Genomic DNA, 22418 nt, shown 5'->3' on the forward strand with positions numbered 1-22418 from the left:
CTAAAAGGCCTATTTGACAAAGTTTGACACAACAAATATACTAGAAAACTTAACTTAGACAAGACATATTATTATGGCAGATTTTCCTATTACACATAAAGGGTTTGATAGTTTAGAAAAAGAAATTAAACATCTTAAACACATAGAACGACCAAAAGTAATTGAAGCTATAGCAACAGCTAGAGATTTTGGAGATTTATCTGAGAATGCAGAATACCATGCAGCACGGGAAAAACAAAGTTTTATTGAAGGTCGCATTGTGGATCTTGAAGATAAAATAGCAAGAGCTAAAATTATTGATACCTCAAAACTCTCCGGTGATACCATAAAATTTGGGGCGTTAGTTAAGTTGATCGATGATGAAACAGAGGAAATAGTTATATATCATATTGTTGGAGAGTATGAAGCAGATATAACCAAAAAGAGGGTATCCATAGTATCGCCAATTGCTAAGGCTCTCATCGGTAAAGGGGTTGGAGATATAGTAGAAGTAACTACTCCTAAAGGTTCAAAATCTTATGAGGTTTTAGAAGTATCCTATCAAGAATTAGTAGATATTTAAGATAATAACTATTAGTGCTAGCTTATTTATATGTTATAACCTGAGCATCCGTAATGGAAGTCAATAAAAAAATAGTAACTTAACATAAATTTTCATTCCAAGAAGAATTATTTTTTACAATAGAGTGCATAAAAGCTAGTAATTTGTGCATAACAACAACAAGAACAACTTTTGCTGGTTTATGTTTAGCAATTAAGTGGTCATAAAAATTGCGTAAGCACTTATTACATCGTAAGGCAGCTACTGCAGCCATATAAAGAACTCTTCGAAGATTACCTAAGATGTTAACTGCCTAAAAGTAATATTGCCAAGCTCCGGTGCTTCACATATTACAGTGCTAGCAAGAATAATGCCAACTGCTGGAATAGAAGTAAGCCGATCAATTTTATCCTTTATTTCTTGAGCTTGAGAAATTAATTCTTTAATACTGTCATCAATCTCTTGTAATTGTTCTGTTAAACTAGCAATATGCTGGTTCAAAGATAAAATGACGACCGCATTAAACTCAGTATCCTGCCTAGCAATTTCTTGATTCTTAAATACTAATAATTGTTCTCTTCTTTTTAATAAAGCATGTAACTGTTGTTGGCTATTACTATCATAAGTAACATTCACTGGTAAAGCAAAGCACGTTGCATAATCATGCAACAATTTACTATCGATATTATCAGTTTTAGCAAGCCATCCTTTAGCTTTAGCATAACTACGCACTTTATTAGGGTGTACTGTAGCAAAAGGCAATTTATTTATTTTTAAAAATTCTCTTAAATTATGTTCATATCCACCAGTAGGTTCAAAGACAACAATTAACTCAGATAAGACAGGATAGTATTTATTAATAGTGCTAAGTATAGTAGTAAAGCCATGTTGATCATTGGTAACTTCAAAAGCCTTGTTGGTAGCTGGCATATAGATACTTAAAGTTTTTTTACTAACGTCCACACCAATATAAGTTGTTGTCATATAGAGCCTCATGATTTATATTAATAATAGGATACGCTACATACTCATACGCAAGGTTTAAACCTTATGACATCCGTTCGTAGTCTTTCTCCAAACAGGATGGGTCTTTGCTGAGGTACGAAGTCTTTAAAATTCAAAGCTTCAATTCGAGATACAGTTTACCCATCCTACCACTATATATAACTGATCACGTTATATTTATCATGGCTTTTTTATTGTATGAGTTCGATGTAACAAGTTATATCAAATTCAGTATTATATATAGAAACAATCAGGTTTGAAGCGGTTCTACTCGATAGTCAAGAATTAACCGAGATTTTAGATGAAGGAAATTTGAGTCAGCTAGGTTACCAAACACTTAGTGAACTGAAAGAAGAGTTTTTAGTTATGGTTTTTGACTAACATATTAGATTTATCTGCAGAGGAGATTGCTGAATCCTATAAGAAACGCTGGTCTATAGAAGTTTTTTTTAGATTTATCAAACAAAATTTACAATTTAAGAATTTTGTCAGTAATAATATGAATGGAATGCAGGTATATTTATATTGCATTTTAATAGCAGCAATTTTGTTTATAATTTTTAAAATTAGTAATAAACTAACAAGATTTAAGATGGTGTTATTAAAGTTTACTTTGCTCATTGAGAAGGAACTTATTAAAGATATTGTATTTTTTTGTGGCGGTAATCCAAACTTGGTGGAACTGAAAATATGATCCCATTCGAACTTTCGACAGTTGTGGGTCTATACTCTTAGGTCTATGGTAAACATGGCTAAAGAATTAGGCTTAAGAAGTAAAAAGAATTGTCACCTAAATAAAACTGTTATACATCGTTTAATACAACAACCATTTTATTACAGTGAAATGAGAGTAAAAGGAGAGATGTGGTCACATGGTTACCAGGCAATTATAACAAAAGAGACCCTATCATACTTAAAAAATACTAATGAGCTAAAAAAAGCTGAACATGACCAAGCAACAGCTTCATTAAAGAAAGAACATACCGAAAATGAAAATAGATTAAATTCATTAATAGATTTGCGACTCAGTGGTGAACTTAGCAAAAAAGAATTTCAAACAAAAAAACAACAATTGAAAGATCGCCAATATGAAATTGATCGTTTACTGAAAACTTATGATGAAGCAGATGATAAATTTACTGATACCGCTACAATGCTGATAACTCTAGCATCGCAAGGTCTATGAAACTTTCAAAGGTTCTGAAAGCCCTCAAAAACGCAAAATGATAAATTTCGTATTTCATAACCTCAAACTAAGAGGCAAAAAACTTGAGACCTCTCTACGTTTCCCTTTCGATATTTAAAAAAAAACGATAACTTGTACTACAGTGGCGGATAGGGTGGGATTCGAACCCACGGTACGGTTGCCCGCACGCTAGTTTTCAAGACTAGATCCTTAAACCACTCGGACACCTATCCAAGGTAATACATATCAGATAGATTGAAAAAATTCAAGTATAAATGTTTATAAGAGGGGTCAGGGTAATTTAAATTTTTTAGTAGATCATTAAAAATTAGTGTTACAAACTCCCATGATCTAAATAAATTAATTATAATTAATTATTTTAGTTATTTACTTTTTGATGGTTATACCTTATTATCTAGAAATATTAATTTTATATATAGAATCTTATCTATGGCAAATTTACAAACCAAACTTAGCTCATTAATGGTGCAAAAAAATATAAATGCTGTAGAGATAGAGAAAAAAACTGGATTAAGTAGAAATACTGTTTATAGCATTTTGTATGGTAGTTCAAAAAACCCTAGTGCTAATAATTTACAATTAATTGCAAAAGCCTTAGATATTAGCCTAGAAGCTCTTGTTGTTGATAACGAAATAAGCCATGAAGTGCTAACTATTGATCAAATGAAAATTTTTAGTAAAGCCACTAGTGCAACAATTAATATGTTAATTGAAAGAAACTTAAATTTTTCATTTACAAATCTTACAGTTCTAATAAAAGAAGTATATGAATATGCACTGAAAAAACAGTCTGTTGATAATACATTTATAGATTGGATGATTGATAAATATCACAAACCTTAATCTTGCTTTACCCATAAATCCATGTCATATTGTTTACAATATTCAAACATGGCGATAGTATTAGGGTGATTTATTCCAAATTCCTTAATTTGTGGTTTACCAAAGAATTTATAATTATATAAATCTTTGTTTTTACAAGCTGCTTTTGCTCCTTTGTTATATAACTCACTTACTTGGACAACATTTTTACTTTTGTCCCCATAGAAATAGTGGTATATAGCGTAAGCTTTTTTATAAGATTCTATACTTTCTTTAATGTTACCTTGATCAAGTAAAATATCACCTTGTACTACATAACCTGCTGCTAAATCTGGATCTTCCAAATGATCTACATTCTTAGGATTTCTACGTTCATCTGCTAACAATATTGTTATAGCTTTATTAATATGATCTAAAGCAATATCTATTTTATTTAATCCCAGTTCACTTTTGGCCATTTGTATATAAATATAACCTAATGCCTCTTGGTTTACAGATTTATGCATATTATATACTTGTTGAGTTTGAACATAAGCTTCTTGATATTTGCCAATAGAGCTTAATATTGCTGCCCTAAGTAAATAATCTCTAGTAAAACCTAGATCATTAAGATCTAACGTCTTCCATACCTCGATGCCTTTATTGACGTATTCTAAAGCTTCATTATATTTACCTTGAATAAAAAATATTCTAGCTTTCACATGATATAATATAAATATATCTCCTTCCTCTATCCTATGTTTAAATAGCTTCTCCATTTCATTAATAATTTCTTCAGCAATTTTTATATTACCTAAATATACATGAGTTAGAGCAATGTTTAAGCTACAGTTAAATTTAGAATAAATATAATCATAATCATCACCTAGGGTATCTAAAACTTTAAGTGCTTTAGTTAAATAAGAAATAGTTTTTTGATAATTTATCGATGTTATTCTATTGTAAAGTCCTACTCCTACTAAATATCTAGCGTAACAGAATTTCTGATAGGTAGACATTTGCCAAAATTTAAACTGTTCGTCTTGTTCTTTTTGCTCAAACCAGTTAACCATTTGCTTTGATTTGTATAGATTCCAAGCATTCATATATGAGGCAAACAATTGCAATCTTAAGTTAAGCATTAAATATATGTTAATATTATATTTTTCAGCATTTTGAAAAATAATCTCTAAATTTTCGGATATAGTCTTAGTAGCTCTCCATACATGGGCAGAATGCACTCCTTTGAGTTTAGGTAATTTTAGAATAATATCCTCTAAACATATTCTATTGTTTTTATCTCCATTCATCTCCATTATTTTGTTGCTAACTACATCATTCATTTCAAAAATAGGATTATCCTGATTAGAATCAATATTGCTAATCAACATAAACTTAGATAATTGGTATATATCATCATCGAGAGTATCTTTGTTATCAGTAATTATAGTAAGTAATTGTTTTGAGAAACTTTGGTTATTTATCAAAGCTATTTTATTAAGTAACTTTACCGCACTAGGCTTTAATTCCTTTATAGCCATGCTGATATTTGTTGCTATTTTATCAGTTGATTGATAAATTTTCTTTTTATACTCTTCTTTATCTAGGCCTTTAATTTTATTTAGTAATTGGATTCCTTGAACTATAAGTATTGGATAACCACTAAAAGATTGCGTTAAAAATTCGATACTATTTTTATCTTTATTATCCAATAAAGTATTAGCCAAAGTTACGATAGTAGGTTTATCAAACAAGGTCATTAATATAACATTAGGTAATATTTCGTTATTTTGAGAACAAAACACCACATTACCATTATGTTCCCAATCAATAAAGTCTTGCACTTTTTTATTTTCATTAACTTTTAAATTATCAAACACCAATAACCATTTACTAGTAGAAGTTAAATATGACATTACTTCTTTTTTGGCTAGAGTTACTGCTTCAGATATATTAGTTTGTTTGACCATATTGAGTTGTTGGGCTAATTTAACAAATTGTTCATTAAGGTCTAGGTTACAATCAAACGACCAAATTAGATCATAATTATTTTTATTCTCATAAGTATACATCCTAATTAACTGAGTTTTACCTATACCACTAGTACCAACTATACTTGCTTGTCTATATTTACCTAAATGTTTCTCAAGCATTTTAATTTGTTGCTCATGACTGACAAAATAACTAACTGGAGTGATCAAATTAGATATTTGTGTATGGGCAAATGAATTATTGACTATAAATAACACCATAAGTGGCAATAAATATTTATTCATTTTTTTTCCTCGTTAAAGAAGCTAGTAGAATCACATTATTTTCTGTTTTTATTGGTTGTTGGTTACTTTTATTTTCCTGTCTTATGCTTGAATCATTTGGATAGATTTCTATAATATTGCTTTGGTTATAACTTATTTTATAGTTGAATCCATCAGCTCTTAATATATTAAATATTTGACTTAAATTAAGTAAAAAAGGGTTAGCATGCGTTTTGAAAAAATGATTTGATGTTTTGAGTAGCTCTTCTGCTGTCATTATAGGATAACCGTCATATTCAAAACGTAGCTCTATTTTTTGTTTTATATTATCGATAGTTAACCTAATATTGTGTTTGGTAGTAGAAGATTGTTTTTTTAACAAAAAAAATAGATAGTTAATAACACTATAAATGATTTGGTACAACGCTGCATTAGAAGCAAAATATAATATTTTTGCTTTGCTTAAAATTTCAATCGATATATTTTCGTCTTCCTGATTAAATCTATCAGTAAATAAGTCAACTAACTTACTGGCATTAATTTCTTCTATTTTATTTTCTTGATACAGAAGTATAGAGCAAGGTACTTTATCACCAAAGTTTTTTAACCTATAATCCTTGATCATATCTTCTTGATTGTTAGAACTCTTATCAAGCAAGGATATTTGATTAGCTTCCTGAGCAAATAAACAATTAATTTCTAAATCTTTTTGTTTATTGAAATCATTATTCCAAATTTTCCTCATTAAAGAGGTTTCGCAATTTTTTAATTCCTGCTGATAATTAAACTTAAGCTGTTCTAATTCTGTAGCATGTTTGTCTTGATAATGTAATGCATACGATTTATTGAAACTCTTAAATAAGCTTTTAAAGAGAAAATATAACAATAGAAGATTAGCAGTAATAAATGCTGTTAATATCCAAAATGGTCTTTTAATATCTGCTTTTACTTTATGCCAATATGTACTATTAATTGCCAAACTAATATTAAGTTGGTTAGAAGCGTTGATAGGATATATTTTATCTATTTGATAATTTTGAGTTTTGATATTTGAATAAAGAAATTTTTTATTAAGTTCTATCTTGTAATAAATGAATTCCGGAACATGCTTATTCAATAATGCTCCAAAATTAAAAAGATTATAGTTTATACATTTTTCTGCCTCATTACATATCTCAAGTTCACTACCATTACTATTGATTGTAACATTTTTTTCCTGAATATTGCTAGATAAATGATACGCTAGAGAAGAGATTTTATTCATACTTACTGCTAGTATTTTATTATACTGGTTTTGTAGAATTTGTGTTTTTTCCATTTCAACTTTAGCATTATAATATTTATACAATGAAGCTATGATTGTACTATAAACTATAAAAATTAAGATAAATATCTGGAATAAATTTTGCTTTAATTTATCTAAATATGGTGAATTTTGCTCCTTCATAACCCAATAAACTAATAGTTAGAGATTACATAAGGTTCTTTAGGCTATGTTGTATTTTTATCATCTTTGTTAATAACCACGTTGCATAGCGTAAATTACCTATCACTTAGTTATATATCATACTTTTTATGCTACACTAAGTTACTATTATATCAATAATTTTATTTTTTTTATTATAACAAATAATTGCTTTTAGATGGTAAAATTTAAATCAATAGTGATATTTTGGCTTAGGAACTAATTTGCTCAAAAATATTTACTACAGGCCTTCAAATATGAATATCCGGTTACTACAGTTAAAAGTGCGGCAATCCATAAAGCTATTTGACCTATTAAATCCATATAAATTATACCTGAACCTTTAGAACCAAGAATTAACGCTGACAAAGCAAACATTTGGGTAAATGTTTTAATCTTAGCTAATCTAGACACAGGAATACTTACTTGAATTAAAGCTAGAAATTCACGTAGTCCAGCCACTAAAAATTCACGAGCTAAAATTAATAAGCACGGTATCTCTCCCGCTGCTCCTTTTTTTACCAACATTATAATTACACAACCTACTAATAATTTATCAGCTATTGGATCAAACATTTTACCAAACCCTGATACTAAATCAAATTTTCTAGCAAGATAACCGTCAAAAAAATCAGTAATACTAGCTATAATAAATAATAACGCTGCAATTCTATGAGCTAGTTTAGAGTTATCTAGATAAAAAGTCATTACAATAATTGGAATAACCACAATACGAGCTATCGTCAGATAATTTGGTATATTTTTGTCAATAGTCATTTATTATATATTTTTACTTCTTGATTTCTTGAAAAAATGACAACGACGGATTATGACCTAAATCCAAGAAAATAGGAACAAATTTTTATAGAATAACTTAAAAGAACTAACCTAGGTTGCCAGTCAAATCCACATCATCATTACGCGAATTTGGTAGGGTAATAGGGAAAGTAGCTAGGTCTAAAAAATGTCATTATTTAAATAATCCTTTTAATCCCTTTTCAATGGTAGATTTTACTTTGTTGGTAGGCTGCTCTTCATTAGTAGAATATCCCCTATCTTTATCATTTTGCACTTCTTCTCCTGTGGATTTTTTATCTTTGCCTACCCCAATAATATCTTTTAGTATGTCTTCAGGTTTTTTACCTTTCTTAACATCGTTAACCACGCTATTTACTAAATTCTTCACAAGATATTGCTGTAGTGCTTTAGTATCAAGTTTATGTTGTGGATTATTAAGATAGCCATAAAAACGAACTTTGAATGGTGGCATTAATTTTATATCGACAGTAATAATGCTATTCGTATCAAATGTATAGGCAGGAAGGTTAATATTGCCAGTAACTGCTACCTTTGACGAGGGGGCATCTAATGTGCCATGTGTTATATTAACTATGCCTTCTGTTATTTCAGTATCTACAGCAAGTTTTTGAAATTTTGTTTCACCACTTGCAAAGAAACCATCGAGCATTTTTAAAATAGTTTGAAGGTCTTTAATGTTTTTAAGGCTATCTAATACTTTTTGTAGATCAAATCCACTAACTTTACCATTGGACGCTGTTAATGTTGTTTTACCAAATAAGTTACTTACATATTGCAATTGGCTCTGACCTTTTGTTTTTAGATCGAGTACACAATTAACAACCCCTTGCGTAACTTTAATTTTACCTCCTTGTGGTACTATATTTTTTAACTCGGCATCCTTAATACTAGCTTTAAAGCTAACAGGTTGATTAACTTGAGAAGAAATTTTGCCAGTAGCGATTAAAGTGCCACCATATAAATTGCCATTTAAAGATTTTATATCCAGCACACCATTTGCTAATAACATAGTAGTTTTTATACTATCAAAAATCAGACTCCCTTTAATAATTTTTTGTATAGTTAAGGTTAAATCTCCATCAAACTTGTTTAAAAATGACAAATCTATCGTATCTTTAGACCAAGGCACAGAGTTGTCTACATTTTGCACCGAGTTAGTAGATCCACTATTAGGAGGTGCATCACTTAAATCATCTAAATTTAAGGAAGCTATTTTTATATCTGATAGAATCTTTGGTTTAGCAGATGTCAAATTTATATTTACTGCCCCACTAAAATTTACAGGGTTCTTTTTTAATGCAACAGTAAATTTATTTATGTTGATTTTTATAATTTCTGTCATATCTCCTTCGACTTGTGTTGAAAGAGAATAGCTACCAAGTATTTTATTAGGCGAACTAGTGGTTAATTGCCCTATAGTTTGACCTAAATTATCACCAAAACTCTCAATAGTAATAGCAGGTTTAATAACCTTATCTAAAGAGATAGTTCCTTTGACATTATTAGTAGTTTTTGCCAACATTATCATGCTATTAGTTTTAAGTAAATTTTGCTGTTTAATAGTCTCACCCTTTAGCAAAACATCGCCAAGATTAACAGGTAAAGTTTTTCCAAACAAACTAGCAATGGTTGGTATATCACTAATTTTTAAATTATAAGAAATAACTAGGTCTTTATCCCAATCCTTAATACCTATATTGCCTGTTATATTAGCTTTATCAACAATTAGATTAATATTATTTAGCAATAAATTTTGATCTAAATATGCAAAGCCTGTGGCAAAAGAGAATGGCTTATCCAATAATTTAACGCTTAAATCTCCCTTATTATCTTCAAAATAAAAATTAGCATTACTTGTAGCTGATAGCTTACCTGCCGTAAAGTCAATACTACTTATTTTAAATGATTTCTTATCACTATTGATGTTAAAGGTTAGTTTGTGATCTAAATCGTGTAGGATAGGTATATCAGGAAAAATACTTTGCAGATTCTTAGCAGCTCCTTCCAGTTTGAGCTGTCCAACAAAAGTCATATTGTCGTAAGCAAAGTCACCTGAGAGATTAACTTTTTCTTGCAGAACATTTAAATTCACTGTTAAAGCTATACTACCATGCTTCTCCTCTATATTACCTTTGATATCATAATGCTTGCCGGAAGAATAGAACTGACAGGCTAAATCAGATGGACCATGGAGGTCTTTGATTTCTAATCTATCAATATCTATTGTTGTTGGAGTAACATTATTACCTTTAGCCTTATCAGCAAAATTAACATAATTTAGCTTAGCATCAACAATTTTAATTAAGTTTATATCTAACGAAAATTCTGCATTTTTATCATGCATTTTATCAGTTGAACTGTTACTAACATTGCTTTGTATTTTAGGAAATTCCCAAGAAGCTACACCATTTCGCATCCGTTCTAAATTAAGTACTGGTTTATTAATTTCAATCTTTGAGATTTCTATATTTCCTCTAAATAGCGATAATATAGAAAGAGAAGCAGATACTTCCTTAACTTCCAATAGAGAAGGATAATGAGCATTAGGTAGAGAAGCAAGCTTTATATCTCTAACTGTAATAGTAGGAGTTGGTAATAAAGATAGGGTGATCTTACCATTGACTTGTAGCTCTCGACCAGTTATTTCTTTGACTTTATCAGTTGCTAGGCCTTTATATGATTCTAAGGAAATAAATAAAGGAATTATTAGCAATATAACGATTATTAAAATAAATAACCCAGCTGAATATTTGAGAAATTTTTGCACTACAATTCCCTTTTAATTATGTAAAGAATTCATTATAGCAGGTTATAACTTTTCCACTAATTAAAAAAAATATTAAAGATAGTACTTAGTGGAGATATTATAACCTGCTATGATAAAGTGCATTTTTGCATAATTAGAAATAAATATTTTATGACTTCTACTAAACAACAAAACTATGAACTAAAATCATACTTATACGCCTTGGCTTACAAATACCGGGTGTACCTAGCTAGCCTTACGCTTATGTCCATTGGTGCTTCACTGTTTAATATGTTCGTTAACTATCAAATTAAAGAAATTATTGATACTATTGCCAAAGATCCAAAAATAGATGTTACCCTACTTCTTTGGTTATTTGTATTATATAAAATGATGAATCATGGTACGTTTTTTATCGTTAGGCTTTTTGATATTAAATACAAGCCAGCGATGCTTGCAGAAATCATCGAAAGCACTTATGGCAAAACTATCAGACACTCTTTACATTGGTTTGATTCTCATTTATCAGGAGAAATTGCCAGTAAAATCACTGATTTTCAAGATGGTATTATAACCATAATTACTGTTCTCAATCGTTCTTTGGTACAGCTTGTAACTATTATAAGTGGCATAATATTTTTGTTCATGATGAATTATAAAATAGCAGGGGTTGTAATTGCTTTTCTTATTGTGTATGTACCAATAATGTCAGTTTTATTAAAAAAACAAGGACAACTGCAAGAAGAATATGTTAAGGCACGACAAGAAGCAGTAGGCATTATCAATGACTCTGTTGCCAATATTTTTGGTATTAAAATTATTGGCAATGTTTGGACAGAGCTGAAATTAAAACTCCTTCCTGCCATTGATAAATGGAAAGGCTGGGATAGAAAAACTAGGCAGTATGATGCTTATTATGTAGATTTGATCGATTCCATATTACTTACTATACTAGCAGCAGCCCAAATATGGCTGTTGGCATATTTATACAAAACTGAACAAATCACAGCTGGTGAATTTGCAGTTACTATAGCGATTACTTTTAACATTGAGTGGGCGATTGATCAGTTATTAGACAGTATAATATTTTCCATAAATCCTAAGATTGCTGCCATCAAATCTTCATTTAACTTTATTCATACTATCTCAGATGTTACTGATGCAGAAAATGCTAAGTTGCTTCCTCGTGTCAAAGGTGATATTAAATATCAAGACGTAACCTTCCGTTATAGTAGTGGAAGTACTATATTTGACAATCTTACATTACACATCAAACCTGGAGAAAGGATCGGTATAGTTGGCACATCAGGTGCTGGAAAAACTACTTTAATTAAATGCTTGCTTAGATATTTCAATTTACAAAGCGGATATATTTTTGTAGATGGATATGATATTTCACAAGTGACGGAGGAGTCGCTAAGAAGCAATATCTCAGTAATCCCTCAAGATATTACGATGTTTCATCGTTCTATTCTAGAGAATCTGCAGCTAGCTAAATATGATGCTACTTTACAAGAGATTGAAGAAGCTTGTAAAAAAGCTAAAATACATGATGATATTCTACAAATGCCTAATGGTTATCATTCGGTGGTTGGCGAACGAGGTGTAAAAGTAAGTGGTGGACAACGGCAACGTATTGCAATCGCTAGGGCTATTTTAAAAAATGCTCCAATCCTTATTTTAGATGAAGCAACATCGGCACTTGACTCACCAACTGAAGCCTTAATTCAAAAATCTATAAATGAAGTTTTGGAAACTACTAATGCTACAACTATTGTCATTGCTCACCGTTTATCAACACTTCTGCATATGGATCGTATTTTAGTATTCGAGCGTGGCAAAATTGTAGAAGATGGCACTCATACTATGTTAATTACTAAAGGAGGAATCTATAAAACTCTGTGGGATGCACAAATTGGAGGATTTCTGCCAGATGATAAAAATAAGAAAGCATGAAAATATAGAGTAACAAGTATATACTCAAATCATTTGGATATATTGTAAAACTTTTGTGTTTCAAGGGAACAAATACTATTTGGAATAATTTTATGCCAAATAGTATCTGCAGGTTTTGTGGTAGAAATACAAAATATACCTGAAATAAATGCCCGATAACCGTAGGCATTATCAGGTAATATTGATATACTTTTTGGCATTAGAACCATCGTTTTTTTAAATCCTAATGCATTGTTTGTATTTGGAATTAATAAATTTGATTTTACAGGAATTTCTTTCAATAACACCCCAGAAGGGAAAGGAGTTCTTAGTAGTAATGTACCAACATGTGGTATTTGTCCTTTTATTTTTAAATCATAATTTTCATCAGAATCATTAACTAATTGTGTAATAAGATGTGTATAAGGGAAATCTTTTTCTTTACACTCTTTAAAGTCTTCAACATATATTGTACCAATAATATTTTTCTCTTCTTTCCCATGAGTAGCAATTACATTTGCAACCAACATATAGAGTCGTTCTACTAGTTTTTCTTCATCTGCTTCTCCTAACTGTATTAATTTTTTCCTAGCAATCTCCCTAGACCACATCAAGTCAGGAATGTCATCTATAGAGTCAGGAAAGCCTGTACTTTGCATGTCATACTTATATACAAAGAACCAAAAAGCCTCTGCAGCAAATTGTTCTATCAACATAGTGTTAATAATCATATTATTTCTCTATATTTGTTTATCAGAACCTTTTTACTTATGTTATAGACTTAACATAGATAGTGCAAGAAGAAAATATCAATAGTAGAAAAAATAAATACAGCTACGTATTTGACTCATAGTTAATAAATCAACTTAATTTGTCCTATAGTTCCTAATATAATTCGCTCCTTCTAGGAAACAAATCACTCAATCCTGTTTCTTCCATTATGAACTTGATCGTAGAACGTATCAAGTGTGAGTTCCTAAGAAACTTATTATTAATCAATTCTTAAAAACATAACAATTGTTATTGTATTCCTATTCATTATTTTTTATAGTCTACATAGTTTAGCGGATCAACAGCTATCTTTCCCTCGCGAATAGCAAAATGTAGCTGAGGATATTTAGCATCTCCAGTACTCCCTACATGTCCTATTATCTTGCCTTGTGAAATTCTTGCTCCTTTTTGAACAAGTAGGTCTTGCAAATGAGCATAAGCAACATAAAGGTCGCTATTATCTAACTTTATTATTAATAAGTTACCAAACTTTGTATCATTACCTGCAAACACTACTTGACCTGTTGCAATAGATTCTACAGCAGTTCCTTCGTCTGCAGCAATATTAATTCCTTTGCTTTTTCCTTTAGATGTTTGTTCACCAAATTTGATAATAATTTTACCTTCAATTGGTTTGATAAATTTTGCTGTATTAGTTTGAACAGTATTTTTCGTTTTTTTTACAAGACTTTCTTGATTTTTTTTATTTAATAACTCAGTACTAATCCTTATTGTGATAATTTGGGATTCGTTAAGATGATATGGTGCAGAGATGTTATTTAGTTCAGCTAATTCTTCAACCTGCTGACCATAATCATTTGCTATTGATACTAATGTTTCTCCTTGTTGTACCTCATGGTAGATTAGCTTACTATCATTTGGTTTCACTTTTGGAACTATTATTACGTCGTCTCGATTTTCAGTTTCTATGGCATTACGATCTTTTAAGAAACCAGTTGGAGCGTCAAAATCTTTTTCTTTCTCATCAATTTCTCTGCTTATTATTTCATCTTCATCGCTTTCTAATATGTTCTTATTTTCGGAATATGCTGTAGTTGGTGAATTGATGGTTGTAGACTTTTTAGTAAAATCCTTTCCATGATTATACTCAATAGGGGCTGGAGGTTGTGTGCTACATCCAGAAATCAAAAAGACTATAAAATAGACAAAAACTATATTACTCTTCATAACTTACCAAAAAATTTGCAATTTTATTATGCAATAAACTAACTTTAATATAGAATCAAGTCTAGTATTTTTTTATCAAAATTAAGTAATTATGAAAACTTACGATCTTATAATAGCCAGTGATCACTCCGGATTTTTACTCAAGAGCAAAATTATCAGTTATTTACACGATAAAAATATATCTATTCTTGATTGTGGTACTTACAATCAAGAAATAGTGGATTATCCAGATTATTCTAAAAAAGTTGTTGATGGGATTTTAGAAAATGTAGCTCCTTTAGGAATTTTAATTTGTGGAACTGGCATAGGTATGTCAATTGCCGCAAATCGTACGTCTGAAATAAGGGCAGCTTTATGTTTTGACTTATTTATGGCAGAAAGATCAAGGGCTCATAATGATGCTAATATAATAGTGTTAGGAGCTAAAATACCCAATGAGGAACTAGCTTGTAAAATGATCGATAAATTTTTAACGACTAAATTTGAAGGTGGAAGACATAGTGCTAGATTAGCAAAAATAAACTAATTTGCTGTTGCTTTCATTATCAAACAGCCCACATTATTATTTTGTTCATCAGAGATGTCCAATGCCGTTCTACAATGATAATTAGTAGCCTTAATGTTTATACCACGCATAATTAACAGTTTTGCTATATAGTAATTATTAGTTTCTGCAGCTTCATGTAAAAGAGTATAATTATCATTCCCCCTTCTTTGGATGATTGGATAATTATCCAAAAGAACCCTAAGAACAAATAAATTATTTTTTCTAACTGCCTCAAATGCTCTATCCGTTGCATCACTTACTATAGTAGTATGGAAATCACTATCATAATTATTAATAAAATTATCTATCATCTTTCTTTGCTGCTTTCTATTGTCACTATCATAAATTTTCTTAAACATTTGAATAAATGAATACATATCCATTTGCTCTAATCTTGCCTCTTCTGTAAGCTCTCCCAATACTACATCATCATTTGGTAAAAGTAACATTTGTGTTTCATCTTGTACAAATTCAGTTATTTTAGGCGATGTTTCTTTGATGGTGCTAGCTTTATCTTTTGTAATTGCAGATTGATGAGGTTGATACTTATTTACTTCTTGCACTTCTTTGATTACATTTCTATCTCTCTCTATGGTATCTTTCTCTAGGGCAGTTTTACTAGAGTCATCTAGTTGCTTATCCTTTTTTACAAATACTGGGATAAGAGTTTGAGGCTTAGTCACTTTAGATTCAGTATTTTCCTTAGGTGATACTATTGGTACGATAGGAGCAGTTACTTGCGGTGAAGCAGGCTTTTTTTCTTGCGAAGAAGGCAATATATCTAGATTAGGAGCAACCACTTCTTTATTATCTGCATTACTTGACTGCTGCAATATTACTGGATCTTTCTCTTTATCAGGTATAGTTACAGAAGGTACAGTAGCTTGTGGCTCAGACTTATTACTACTCGGAATATCTATTTGAGGTTTAGACTGAGCAGATGAATCAAGTGGCTTAATAGGTACAGCATCTTTAACCTCAGTTGTTGGAAGAGTAGGAGAATCTTTGTTGGTATTACTGTCATTCTTACTAGGTGTATCTAAATCAATTTTTTGGTACAGATGTTTATCTAATTGATCCAATTCTTTTGTATTTTCTAAGGTTGGTAATTTATTATTCCCTAAATCAATGAAGGAATCTATCTCACCTTCTTCATTATTAGTATCTTGTGGTGTGGATGATGGTTTGCTTGATCCTGATAATTCATTATCAATTTTCTTAGAATGCATAAATTGTTGTATTTTTTCCAGCAAAGAACCTGCCTCTTCTTTCTGTTGATTCATTTTATCACTTTCTAATTGTGGCAATGCTGGGGGAAGAGGTGGTGGAGCAGCATCAGCCTTATCCATAAACAAAAAGATAGTTATTAGGACTATAAAAAATTTGTTACCTAAGATAATCTCCTTACTCTCCATGTTACAGTACATTTATAATTATTCTCACGTTAAATTTATTATACTAGGTTCTTATATCTTTAAATCATGATATAAGAACCTAAGTAATCAAAAACGATAAATAGCCTAAGTAACATCCCCACAACTGTTGAAAGTTAAAAGATCGTCTATTAGCGAGGAGACCGTAGGTCGACGAAGCAATCTATATGACAAGCTTTATGGATTGCCACGCTCACGTACGTTCGCTCGCAATGACGATCTTTTAACTTTCAACAGTTATGTTGGCAATGCCTACGCGGGAATGACACCGAAGGTGTATTAAGAACTCTATCCCCTATTTATCAAAGCTTATAGCCAAACTTTTAAATTACCCTGTTAAAATAAGACTAACACAAATGACATCCTCCACTAAGTCATTTTTTATCATTTGGTATTAATTTTTGAATTTCTTTTTCTACCAATTGTTTTACTAATAAAGGTAAGTTTTTATTTAACCATTGACTCAATTGTGGTCGTAACATTTCAATAATTATATCCTCTAATGTTTTGACCGTAGGGTTCGAAGCATTTGTACTAATCTCCTGAGCTGTTTTCGAGAAATGCTGGAAAATCTTAGTAGTTTCTGCTGCAGATTTATCGGATACCAAGGATGTCTGCAATAGTTCCTCTTCTAGTTCACTATGCCTATTATTTTCTAACTTATTTGCCTCATCCCCTACTATATTTGTCAATTCTAGTATTTCATCATCGTTAGATTGATTACTATAGTCAATTGAGGAGAAGTCGGTAGCGTCGTCTTCGATCGCTCGCCTATTGCATATAGGCGTCGCTCCATCTCTCTTGCTACCCAATCCTGCTGAATTGACTATACCACGACTATCAATCATTCCTTTAATTGATTTCAATATCTCTTCAACTGACATATCTTGGTTTTTTTTATGATCTTTACTCATTAAAAACCTATAATAAGTTTCTTCTTGAGTCCTTTAAACTCATCTTCAGGAATAAAATATTTAACTTTCAATTTTAAGCTTTTTGCTGTCAATTCCCCAATTAAAGATTTCATTTGGTAAGCTGCTAAAATAGAGTCTCTGTGTGCATCAACTTTTGACACCCTAGCACTATGTAATTTTTCTTCAGCAGTTAAAACGTCTAAGATTGTTTTAGAACCAACAATTTCTTCTTGTATTGTCCCATCGTAAGCTATTTGAGCAGCTTCTACACCTTGTGATGTGGCAATAATTTTAGACTTTGCTGCTTCAAATCCTTCCCAACTACCAATAGCACTTGCCCGAATTTGTTTTATTGTATCATCAAGTTGAATAGCTGCACTCCTAGTACTATTTTTAGCTTTCCTAATTCTTGAATATTCGCTACCCCCGTGAGAATAAATAGGGATATTAACTGATAATGTAGATGTAGTACTTCTATTATTGGTATTATATAGGCTTTCTGGAGTGTAATGGGTTTTACCAGATTGAACTTTAAAGCTTACCTTGGGTAAAAGTTCAGCTTTTGCTGCCAGTTCACTAGCTTTATAACTTTTAACACTATGTCTTGTACTATCTATGTTAGGATTAACATTTATCGCTCTTTGCATTAAATCCTCTAATGAAGTAGGTAAGTTATCAGGTATAGGAGGCATATCAATATCACTTGCTTCTATACCGAACATTCGAATAAAGCTTGCTTTTGTTGCTTGATAATTAGCATATGCTGTTAACTTCTCAGTTTCAGCTTTTGCAAGACCAGCTTTGGCACTAGCTAAATCTATTGATGTTGCCTCACCTAATTTTAGTTTTTCTTCAATGGTTTCTAATTGCTGTTTGTTAGCTTTTACACTAATTTCAGAAATCTCATATTTTTCTTTTGTTTCATAACAATCGAGATAAGTTTTTATTAGGTTAAGAAGAATTTTTTGTTCTTCTGCATAATATTTAGCACGTGATGCTCTAAAAGCTGATTGGGCGGCTTTCAAAGTTGCAACACTACTCCCACCACTAAATATAGGCTGCTCTATTACTAAAGCCCCCTGTTGTGATTTCAGCTCTTTTTTAGTAGAAGTAGCATATTGACTATTCGGTTTATTCGTATTAATAGCAGAATCAATATTATAAGACGCACTGGGCATAAAACCTGAAAAAGCTGCAGAGAACTGTTCAATTTCATTTAAAAAAGTCTGCCTATTGATTTGTAACTCACCATTATTATTATACGCACTAGTTAGAGCATCAGATAAGTTAACAGCATAAACTGAATAGTTTAGTAAAATGATAACGGCGAAGTATAGGAATTTATGCATAATTGGTTTTCTAAAAATATGTTTATGTTAAAAAATTTTGCTAGCTTATGCAAGAAGTTAAAGGTATTCTTGATCTAAAACTTGATTTGTTGTGATAAAGCTAGCACGTATAGCTAAAAAATATTTAATCAGATCAAATCAAGTAGCTATAACATATCAAAAACTAACTGTCAGAGCAATATAACAGTTTTAAAGTGTAGTTTTTATTTGTATTATTTTGAGTAATAATTTAAAAATTTTAATATAATTCAATTATCTATTATGCCTAACATATACTCTTTCCTTTCAAAAGTCGCTTTACCCACTCTTAACAAACTGATTCCAATGACTGCTCTATTTTAACCACACTAAACCCTAGTCGTGTTGCCTGTTTTTGCAGATTTTTTACCATTGTTTCTTGGTATTGTTTTTCGTACGTTTCAATTCCCTGTTCGACGTAGTCTTGACCATATTTTAATAATCGATAAAACATACATGCCAACTTCCTTGCTGTTGCTGTAATAGCTTTTGGTGTACCAGCTCTACTTTTTATCCTTCTGTAAAATCCTGCTAGTGCTGATTTACCTCTACCTAGATTAAGAGCTGCCATCCTGAATGCCATACTTGCTTTATTTTCTACCTTTTTTGTTCTCGTATCAAATACTTTACCACCGGTAATTTTATTAGCAGGACTTAAGCCAAGCCAAGATGTAAAATGTTTCTCTGTACTCCATTTGTCCATATCTAACCCCACTTCCGATACTATCGTTTGTACACTTAGCTCACTTAGCCCTGGAATTGCAGTAAAATCTGCTCCTGCTGCGTTATATAGTGATTGTTGTAAATCAAACTTTGGAGAATTTTTGTTCTTGCGTTGCTTATTTGTTACATCACCATCACCACGTTTATCAAACTCTTTGTAACAGCTTTCTATTGCTTCGTCACACTCCTTGATTTGTTTTAGGTAAAATTCATAAATATCTAATTCTTGCTTTAATACTACAAGATGCTCTTTGCGATAATCTCCCTCCAAAGCTTTGATAATAGTCTTTTTATCACTTTTTATACGACTATCCCTAAATGTGACTAATTTATTTGCATCCCTTTCACCAGCAATAATTGCTTTTATTATACTCATTCCTGTAACACCTGTTATATCACTAATCACATGATGTAATTGGATATTCATTTCATTCAGTGCTTTCTGCATACGGTTTACATGGGTTGCAGCATTCTTTGTTAATCTGTCTCTTTGTCTAGTAAGAGTTCTTAATTCACATATCTGATCTTTTGGACGAAATGAACCACTTAACAATCCATAGCTATGAAGTTGTTGTAACCACTGACAATCAGCTACATCTGTTTTACGTCCAGGTACGTTTTTCACATGCCTAGCATTCACCAATATAACTTCAAAGCCAGTAGTCTCTAAAATCTGAAATACAGGTATCCAATATATCCCTGTTGATTCCATAGCTATCGTCTTAACTCCACATTTTTTTAACCAATCTGCCATTTCTCTTAAATCACTGGTAAAAGCAGCAAATTTTCGTACATTCTTTTCATCCCTATCAGCTGGTACACAAACATAATGTTCTCTAGAACCAATATCAATACCTGCCGCATCAGGATTAATTACAGATAGTTTCTGTTTATCATTCTTTTTATTTGTCATATCATCTCCTACACTAAGAATTAGACCGAGCTAATTTTAAGTTGGAGTATTGAATGAAAAAATTAATCTCTTAAACGAGGTCTCTTACGTATCATAAACACATAATGCCATCAATGATATTACCAACAACTCCAAAACCATGCTATCTTACGGGCTGCCTTAAAGCTGCACCATTGTGGTGGTCGGTTATAGCTCTTTACCAACTCGGCTAACTGTAACTTTAACACACAATAATCGCAAACACTATACCTTGTTGTTGATGGCTTACCACCAAAGTTTGTTTATGTTTTTACAAATGTGCAGCAGTTTGTTTGGTGCTATCTTATCAAATGCATCTATTGCTAGTGCTATAGAACAGTTAAAGTTTGATTCTATGAAAACACTCAAAACGTTTCCTAGGAACTTAAGAGCTATTAAAAAAAGAGTTGACTATATATATAACATATTTCTAGATTCAGAAGATCAACAAAGGGAGCGAGAAATAGCTGAATCATTCAGAGAAACAGTAGGTAATTCTTTAGATGAATTAGAAAAGTACATTGATGAACAGCAACAGGTAAAGGAAGAGATATTATTCTTTGAAGATGCTTTCATTGAGCTAATAATAAAAGTTCTTGAAAGTATTTTGGAGTTTCAAAATAAACTAGATAACTTGTATCCTGGAGCGTCAAAAGATATAGTTGATTATTTAGGTAATTTATTAGTTGGCATAATAGCTGTACAAATGCCTGTAGCTGGTTTAATACTCAAGGGAAGTGGCTTATTAGACTCAGTAAAATCTTTTCTCAGTACTGAAAATCTAACTAAGACAGTAGAGAATTGGCAAGAAAAACTAGAAATAGTTAGAGAAAAACGAACCGAAATAGAAAAAAGTACAAACCTTAAAGAAAAATATTCCAAAGCTACGCAGATTGTTGAAATCACAGAAATAGCAGGGGTGTCACCTGTAGCTGTAGCAGAATTAGGGTTAGATATTGACTCTTTGAAGAAAATTAATAAATTTGGTTGTACAAGATCCAAAAGAAAAAAAATCTTTTAAAAAACTTATTGACTTATCTGAAGAAATCCCTCATACTAAGGATGATATAATGGCAGGTGTTGACCTTCTACGTAAAGGTATGACTAAAATCCTTGGAAATATACCTAATCAAGGAAAAGATCTAAAAAAATCAATTGAAACCGAATTATCTCACATAAAAGAAAACCTCATTGCTGCATTAGATCCCAATAAAAGCATTCTTGAGAAGTTAGGATATTGCCAAAAAGCAGCCAAAAATATATTGATTATTGAGTCAAAAATACAAGAAACAGTCAAATTAATACCTGACAGGGAAAAAATCACCACATCTTTTGCGAATTTAGTTAAGGATAAGACAAAAAATATTCTACCAGCATATTTTTTGAAAAACCTTACATCGTTAAGAACCCCGTTAGAATCGTTGTCTGAACTATTACAAGTAGGAAATGCTATGAAAGTAGTCCTTGAAAATAGTAGTAGTAAAAACCAAGGTGTAGTACGAAAAAGGTAACATTTTTAACAAACTACACGCGAATTAGGGATAAGAATTAACTAATTCTTATCCCTAATTGGGGTAAACTACTTGAAAACTATACACTTGCTGTAATTTTGGTGTATAGTTATTCTTTATCTTTCATTTTATGTATACTCGGTGAACTTCAAGAATTGGCGTCGTCGTGTCTAAAGATCGAAGCTGCTCACGTACTAATGTACGCCTAGCAGCTCGACTTTGACACTCCTAGCTCTTCTTGAAGTTGACCTTCGTCTAC

At 31.1% G+C, this 22418-nt stretch carries 20 protein-coding genes and 1 tRNA gene; 8 read left to right on the forward strand and 13 right to left on the reverse strand.

Annotated features, from left to right (window positions below; all coding sequences use genetic code 11):
* Nucleotides 1-70 precede the first annotated feature (70 nt).
* Nucleotides 71-562, forward strand: a complete 492-nt coding sequence (gene greA / locus AAGD53_RS05630) for a transcription elongation factor GreA (RefSeq protein ID WP_341752303.1) — start codon at nucleotides 71-73, stop codon at nucleotides 560-562.
* 79 nt (nucleotides 563-641) lie between these two features.
* Here the strand turns inward: greA and AAGD53_RS05635 are convergent, their stop codons facing one another.
* The gene (locus tag AAGD53_RS05635; RefSeq protein WP_341762522.1) at nucleotides 642-815 is read right to left on the reverse strand and encodes a hypothetical protein; all 174 of its coding nucleotides are present in this window, start codon (nucleotides 813-815) and stop codon (nucleotides 642-644) included.
* 23 nt (nucleotides 816-838) lie between these two features.
* The gene (locus AAGD53_RS05640) at nucleotides 839-1525 is read right to left on the reverse strand and encodes an IS110 family transposase (RefSeq protein WP_341762523.1); all 687 of its coding nucleotides are present in this window, start codon (nucleotides 1523-1525) and stop codon (nucleotides 839-841) included.
* 394 nt (nucleotides 1526-1919) lie between these two features.
* Between AAGD53_RS05640 and AAGD53_RS07775 the strand changes: the two genes are divergently transcribed.
* Together AAGD53_RS07775 and AAGD53_RS05650 are read left to right on the forward strand one after the other, a co-directional pair.
* Entirely contained in the window at nucleotides 1920-2240 is a 321-nt protein-coding gene (locus AAGD53_RS07775; RefSeq protein ID WP_410521097.1) for a transposase, read from the forward strand.
* Nucleotides 2241-2294: 54 nt separating this feature from the next.
* On the forward strand, nucleotides 2295-2732 hold the full coding sequence (locus tag AAGD53_RS05650; RefSeq protein ID WP_341762524.1) for a hypothetical protein: 438 nt from the start codon (nucleotides 2295-2297) through the stop codon (nucleotides 2730-2732).
* A gap of 143 nt (nucleotides 2733-2875) precedes the next feature.
* On the opposite strand, the gene AAGD53_RS05655 is transcribed toward AAGD53_RS05650, so the two are convergent.
* Nucleotides 2876-2965, reverse strand: a tRNA-Ser gene (locus AAGD53_RS05655).
* Nucleotides 2966-3182: 217 nt separating this feature from the next.
* Here AAGD53_RS05655 and AAGD53_RS05660 point away from each other — a divergent pair.
* Nucleotides 3183-3596, forward strand: a complete 414-nt coding sequence (locus AAGD53_RS05660; RefSeq protein ID WP_341751650.1) for a helix-turn-helix domain-containing protein — start codon at nucleotides 3183-3185, stop codon at nucleotides 3594-3596.
* Here AAGD53_RS05660 and AAGD53_RS05665 read toward each other — a convergent pair.
* The 4 genes from AAGD53_RS05665 to AAGD53_RS05680 all read right to left on the reverse strand — a co-directional run bounded on the left by AAGD53_RS05665 (nucleotide 3593) and on the right by AAGD53_RS05680 (nucleotide 10860).
* On the reverse strand, nucleotides 3593-5830 hold the full coding sequence (locus AAGD53_RS05665) for a tetratricopeptide repeat protein (protein ID WP_341762526.1): 2238 nt from the start codon (nucleotides 5828-5830) through the stop codon (nucleotides 3593-3595). The two genes, AAGD53_RS05660 and AAGD53_RS05665, sit on opposite strands and share 4 nt — an antisense overlap.
* The gene (locus tag AAGD53_RS05670; protein ID WP_341762527.1) at nucleotides 5823-7256 is read right to left on the reverse strand and encodes a hypothetical protein; all 1434 of its coding nucleotides are present in this window, start codon (nucleotides 7254-7256) and stop codon (nucleotides 5823-5825) included. The genes AAGD53_RS05665 and AAGD53_RS05670 overlap by 8 nt, the downstream gene beginning before the upstream one ends.
* Before the next feature lie 246 nt (nucleotides 7257-7502).
* Nucleotides 7503-8051, reverse strand: coding sequence for a CDP-diacylglycerol--glycerol-3-phosphate 3-phosphatidyltransferase (gene pgsA, locus AAGD53_RS05675; protein ID WP_341761443.1), 549 nt, complete (start codon nucleotides 8049-8051; stop codon nucleotides 7503-7505).
* 193 nt (nucleotides 8052-8244) lie between these two features.
* Nucleotides 8245-10860: an AsmA family protein gene (locus AAGD53_RS05680; protein WP_341762528.1), complete on the reverse strand. Its 2616-nt coding sequence runs from the start codon at nucleotides 10858-10860 to the stop codon at nucleotides 8245-8247.
* Nucleotides 10861-11010: 150 nt separating this feature from the next.
* Here AAGD53_RS05680 and AAGD53_RS05685 point away from each other — a divergent pair, with 150 nt between their 5' ends.
* Entirely contained in the window at nucleotides 11011-12795 is a 1785-nt protein-coding gene (locus AAGD53_RS05685; RefSeq protein ID WP_341762529.1) for an ABC transporter ATP-binding protein, read from the forward strand.
* Nucleotides 12796-12824: 29 nt separating this feature from the next.
* On the opposite strand, the gene AAGD53_RS05690 is transcribed toward AAGD53_RS05685, so the two are convergent.
* Nucleotides 12825-13505 carry a hypothetical protein gene (locus AAGD53_RS05690; RefSeq protein WP_341762530.1) on the reverse strand — a complete coding sequence of 227 codons (681 nt, stop codon included), beginning with the start codon at nucleotides 13503-13505 and terminating at the stop codon, nucleotides 12825-12827.
* Between the two features lie 307 nt (nucleotides 13506-13812).
* Nucleotides 13813-14733, reverse strand: a complete 921-nt coding sequence (locus AAGD53_RS05695) for a murein hydrolase activator EnvC family protein (protein WP_341762531.1) — start codon at nucleotides 14731-14733, stop codon at nucleotides 13813-13815.
* A 91-nt stretch (nucleotides 14734-14824) separates the two neighbouring features.
* On the opposite strand from AAGD53_RS05695, the gene rpiB reads away from it, so the two are divergent.
* On the forward strand, nucleotides 14825-15259 hold the full coding sequence (rpiB, locus tag AAGD53_RS05700; protein ID WP_341747329.1) for a ribose 5-phosphate isomerase B: 435 nt from the start codon (nucleotides 14825-14827) through the stop codon (nucleotides 15257-15259).
* On the opposite strand, the gene AAGD53_RS05705 is transcribed toward rpiB, so the two are convergent.
* The 4 genes from AAGD53_RS05705 to AAGD53_RS05720 all read right to left on the reverse strand — a co-directional run bounded on the left by AAGD53_RS05705 (nucleotide 15256) and on the right by AAGD53_RS05720 (nucleotide 20630).
* Nucleotides 15256-16707, reverse strand: a complete 1452-nt coding sequence (locus AAGD53_RS05705) for an ankyrin repeat domain-containing protein (RefSeq protein WP_341762532.1) — start codon at nucleotides 16705-16707, stop codon at nucleotides 15256-15258. The two genes, rpiB and AAGD53_RS05705, sit on opposite strands and share 4 nt — an antisense overlap.
* Before the next feature lie 380 nt (nucleotides 16708-17087).
* Nucleotides 17088-17627, reverse strand: coding sequence for a DUF2497 domain-containing protein (locus AAGD53_RS05710; protein WP_341761450.1), 540 nt, complete (start codon nucleotides 17625-17627; stop codon nucleotides 17088-17090).
* On the reverse strand, nucleotides 17627-18976 hold the full coding sequence (locus AAGD53_RS05715; RefSeq protein WP_341762533.1) for a TolC family outer membrane protein: 1350 nt from the start codon (nucleotides 18974-18976) through the stop codon (nucleotides 17627-17629). Before AAGD53_RS05715 ends, AAGD53_RS05710 begins: the two co-directional genes overlap by 1 nt.
* Nucleotides 18977-19283: 307 nt before the next feature.
* A complete protein-coding gene (locus tag AAGD53_RS05720) occupies nucleotides 19284-20630 on the reverse strand; it encodes an IS110 family transposase (protein WP_341762534.1) in 1347 nt (448 codons plus the stop codon).
* Between the two features lie 259 nt (nucleotides 20631-20889).
* On the opposite strand from AAGD53_RS05720, the gene AAGD53_RS05725 reads away from it, so the two are divergent.
* Together AAGD53_RS05725 and AAGD53_RS05730 are read left to right on the forward strand one after the other, a co-directional pair.
* On the forward strand, nucleotides 20890-21669 hold the full coding sequence (locus tag AAGD53_RS05725) for a hypothetical protein (RefSeq protein ID WP_341762535.1): 780 nt from the start codon (nucleotides 20890-20892) through the stop codon (nucleotides 21667-21669).
* Nucleotides 21632-22159, forward strand: a complete 528-nt coding sequence (locus AAGD53_RS05730) for a hypothetical protein (RefSeq protein ID WP_341762536.1) — start codon at nucleotides 21632-21634, stop codon at nucleotides 22157-22159. The genes AAGD53_RS05725 and AAGD53_RS05730 overlap by 38 nt, the downstream gene beginning before the upstream one ends.
* Nucleotides 22160-22418 lie beyond the last annotated feature (259 nt).

This window comes from Candidatus Tisiphia endosymbiont of Melanophora roralis, assembly GCF_964026575.1.
In the GTDB taxonomy this organism is placed as follows: Bacteria; Pseudomonadota; Alphaproteobacteria; order Rickettsiales; family Rickettsiaceae; genus Tisiphia.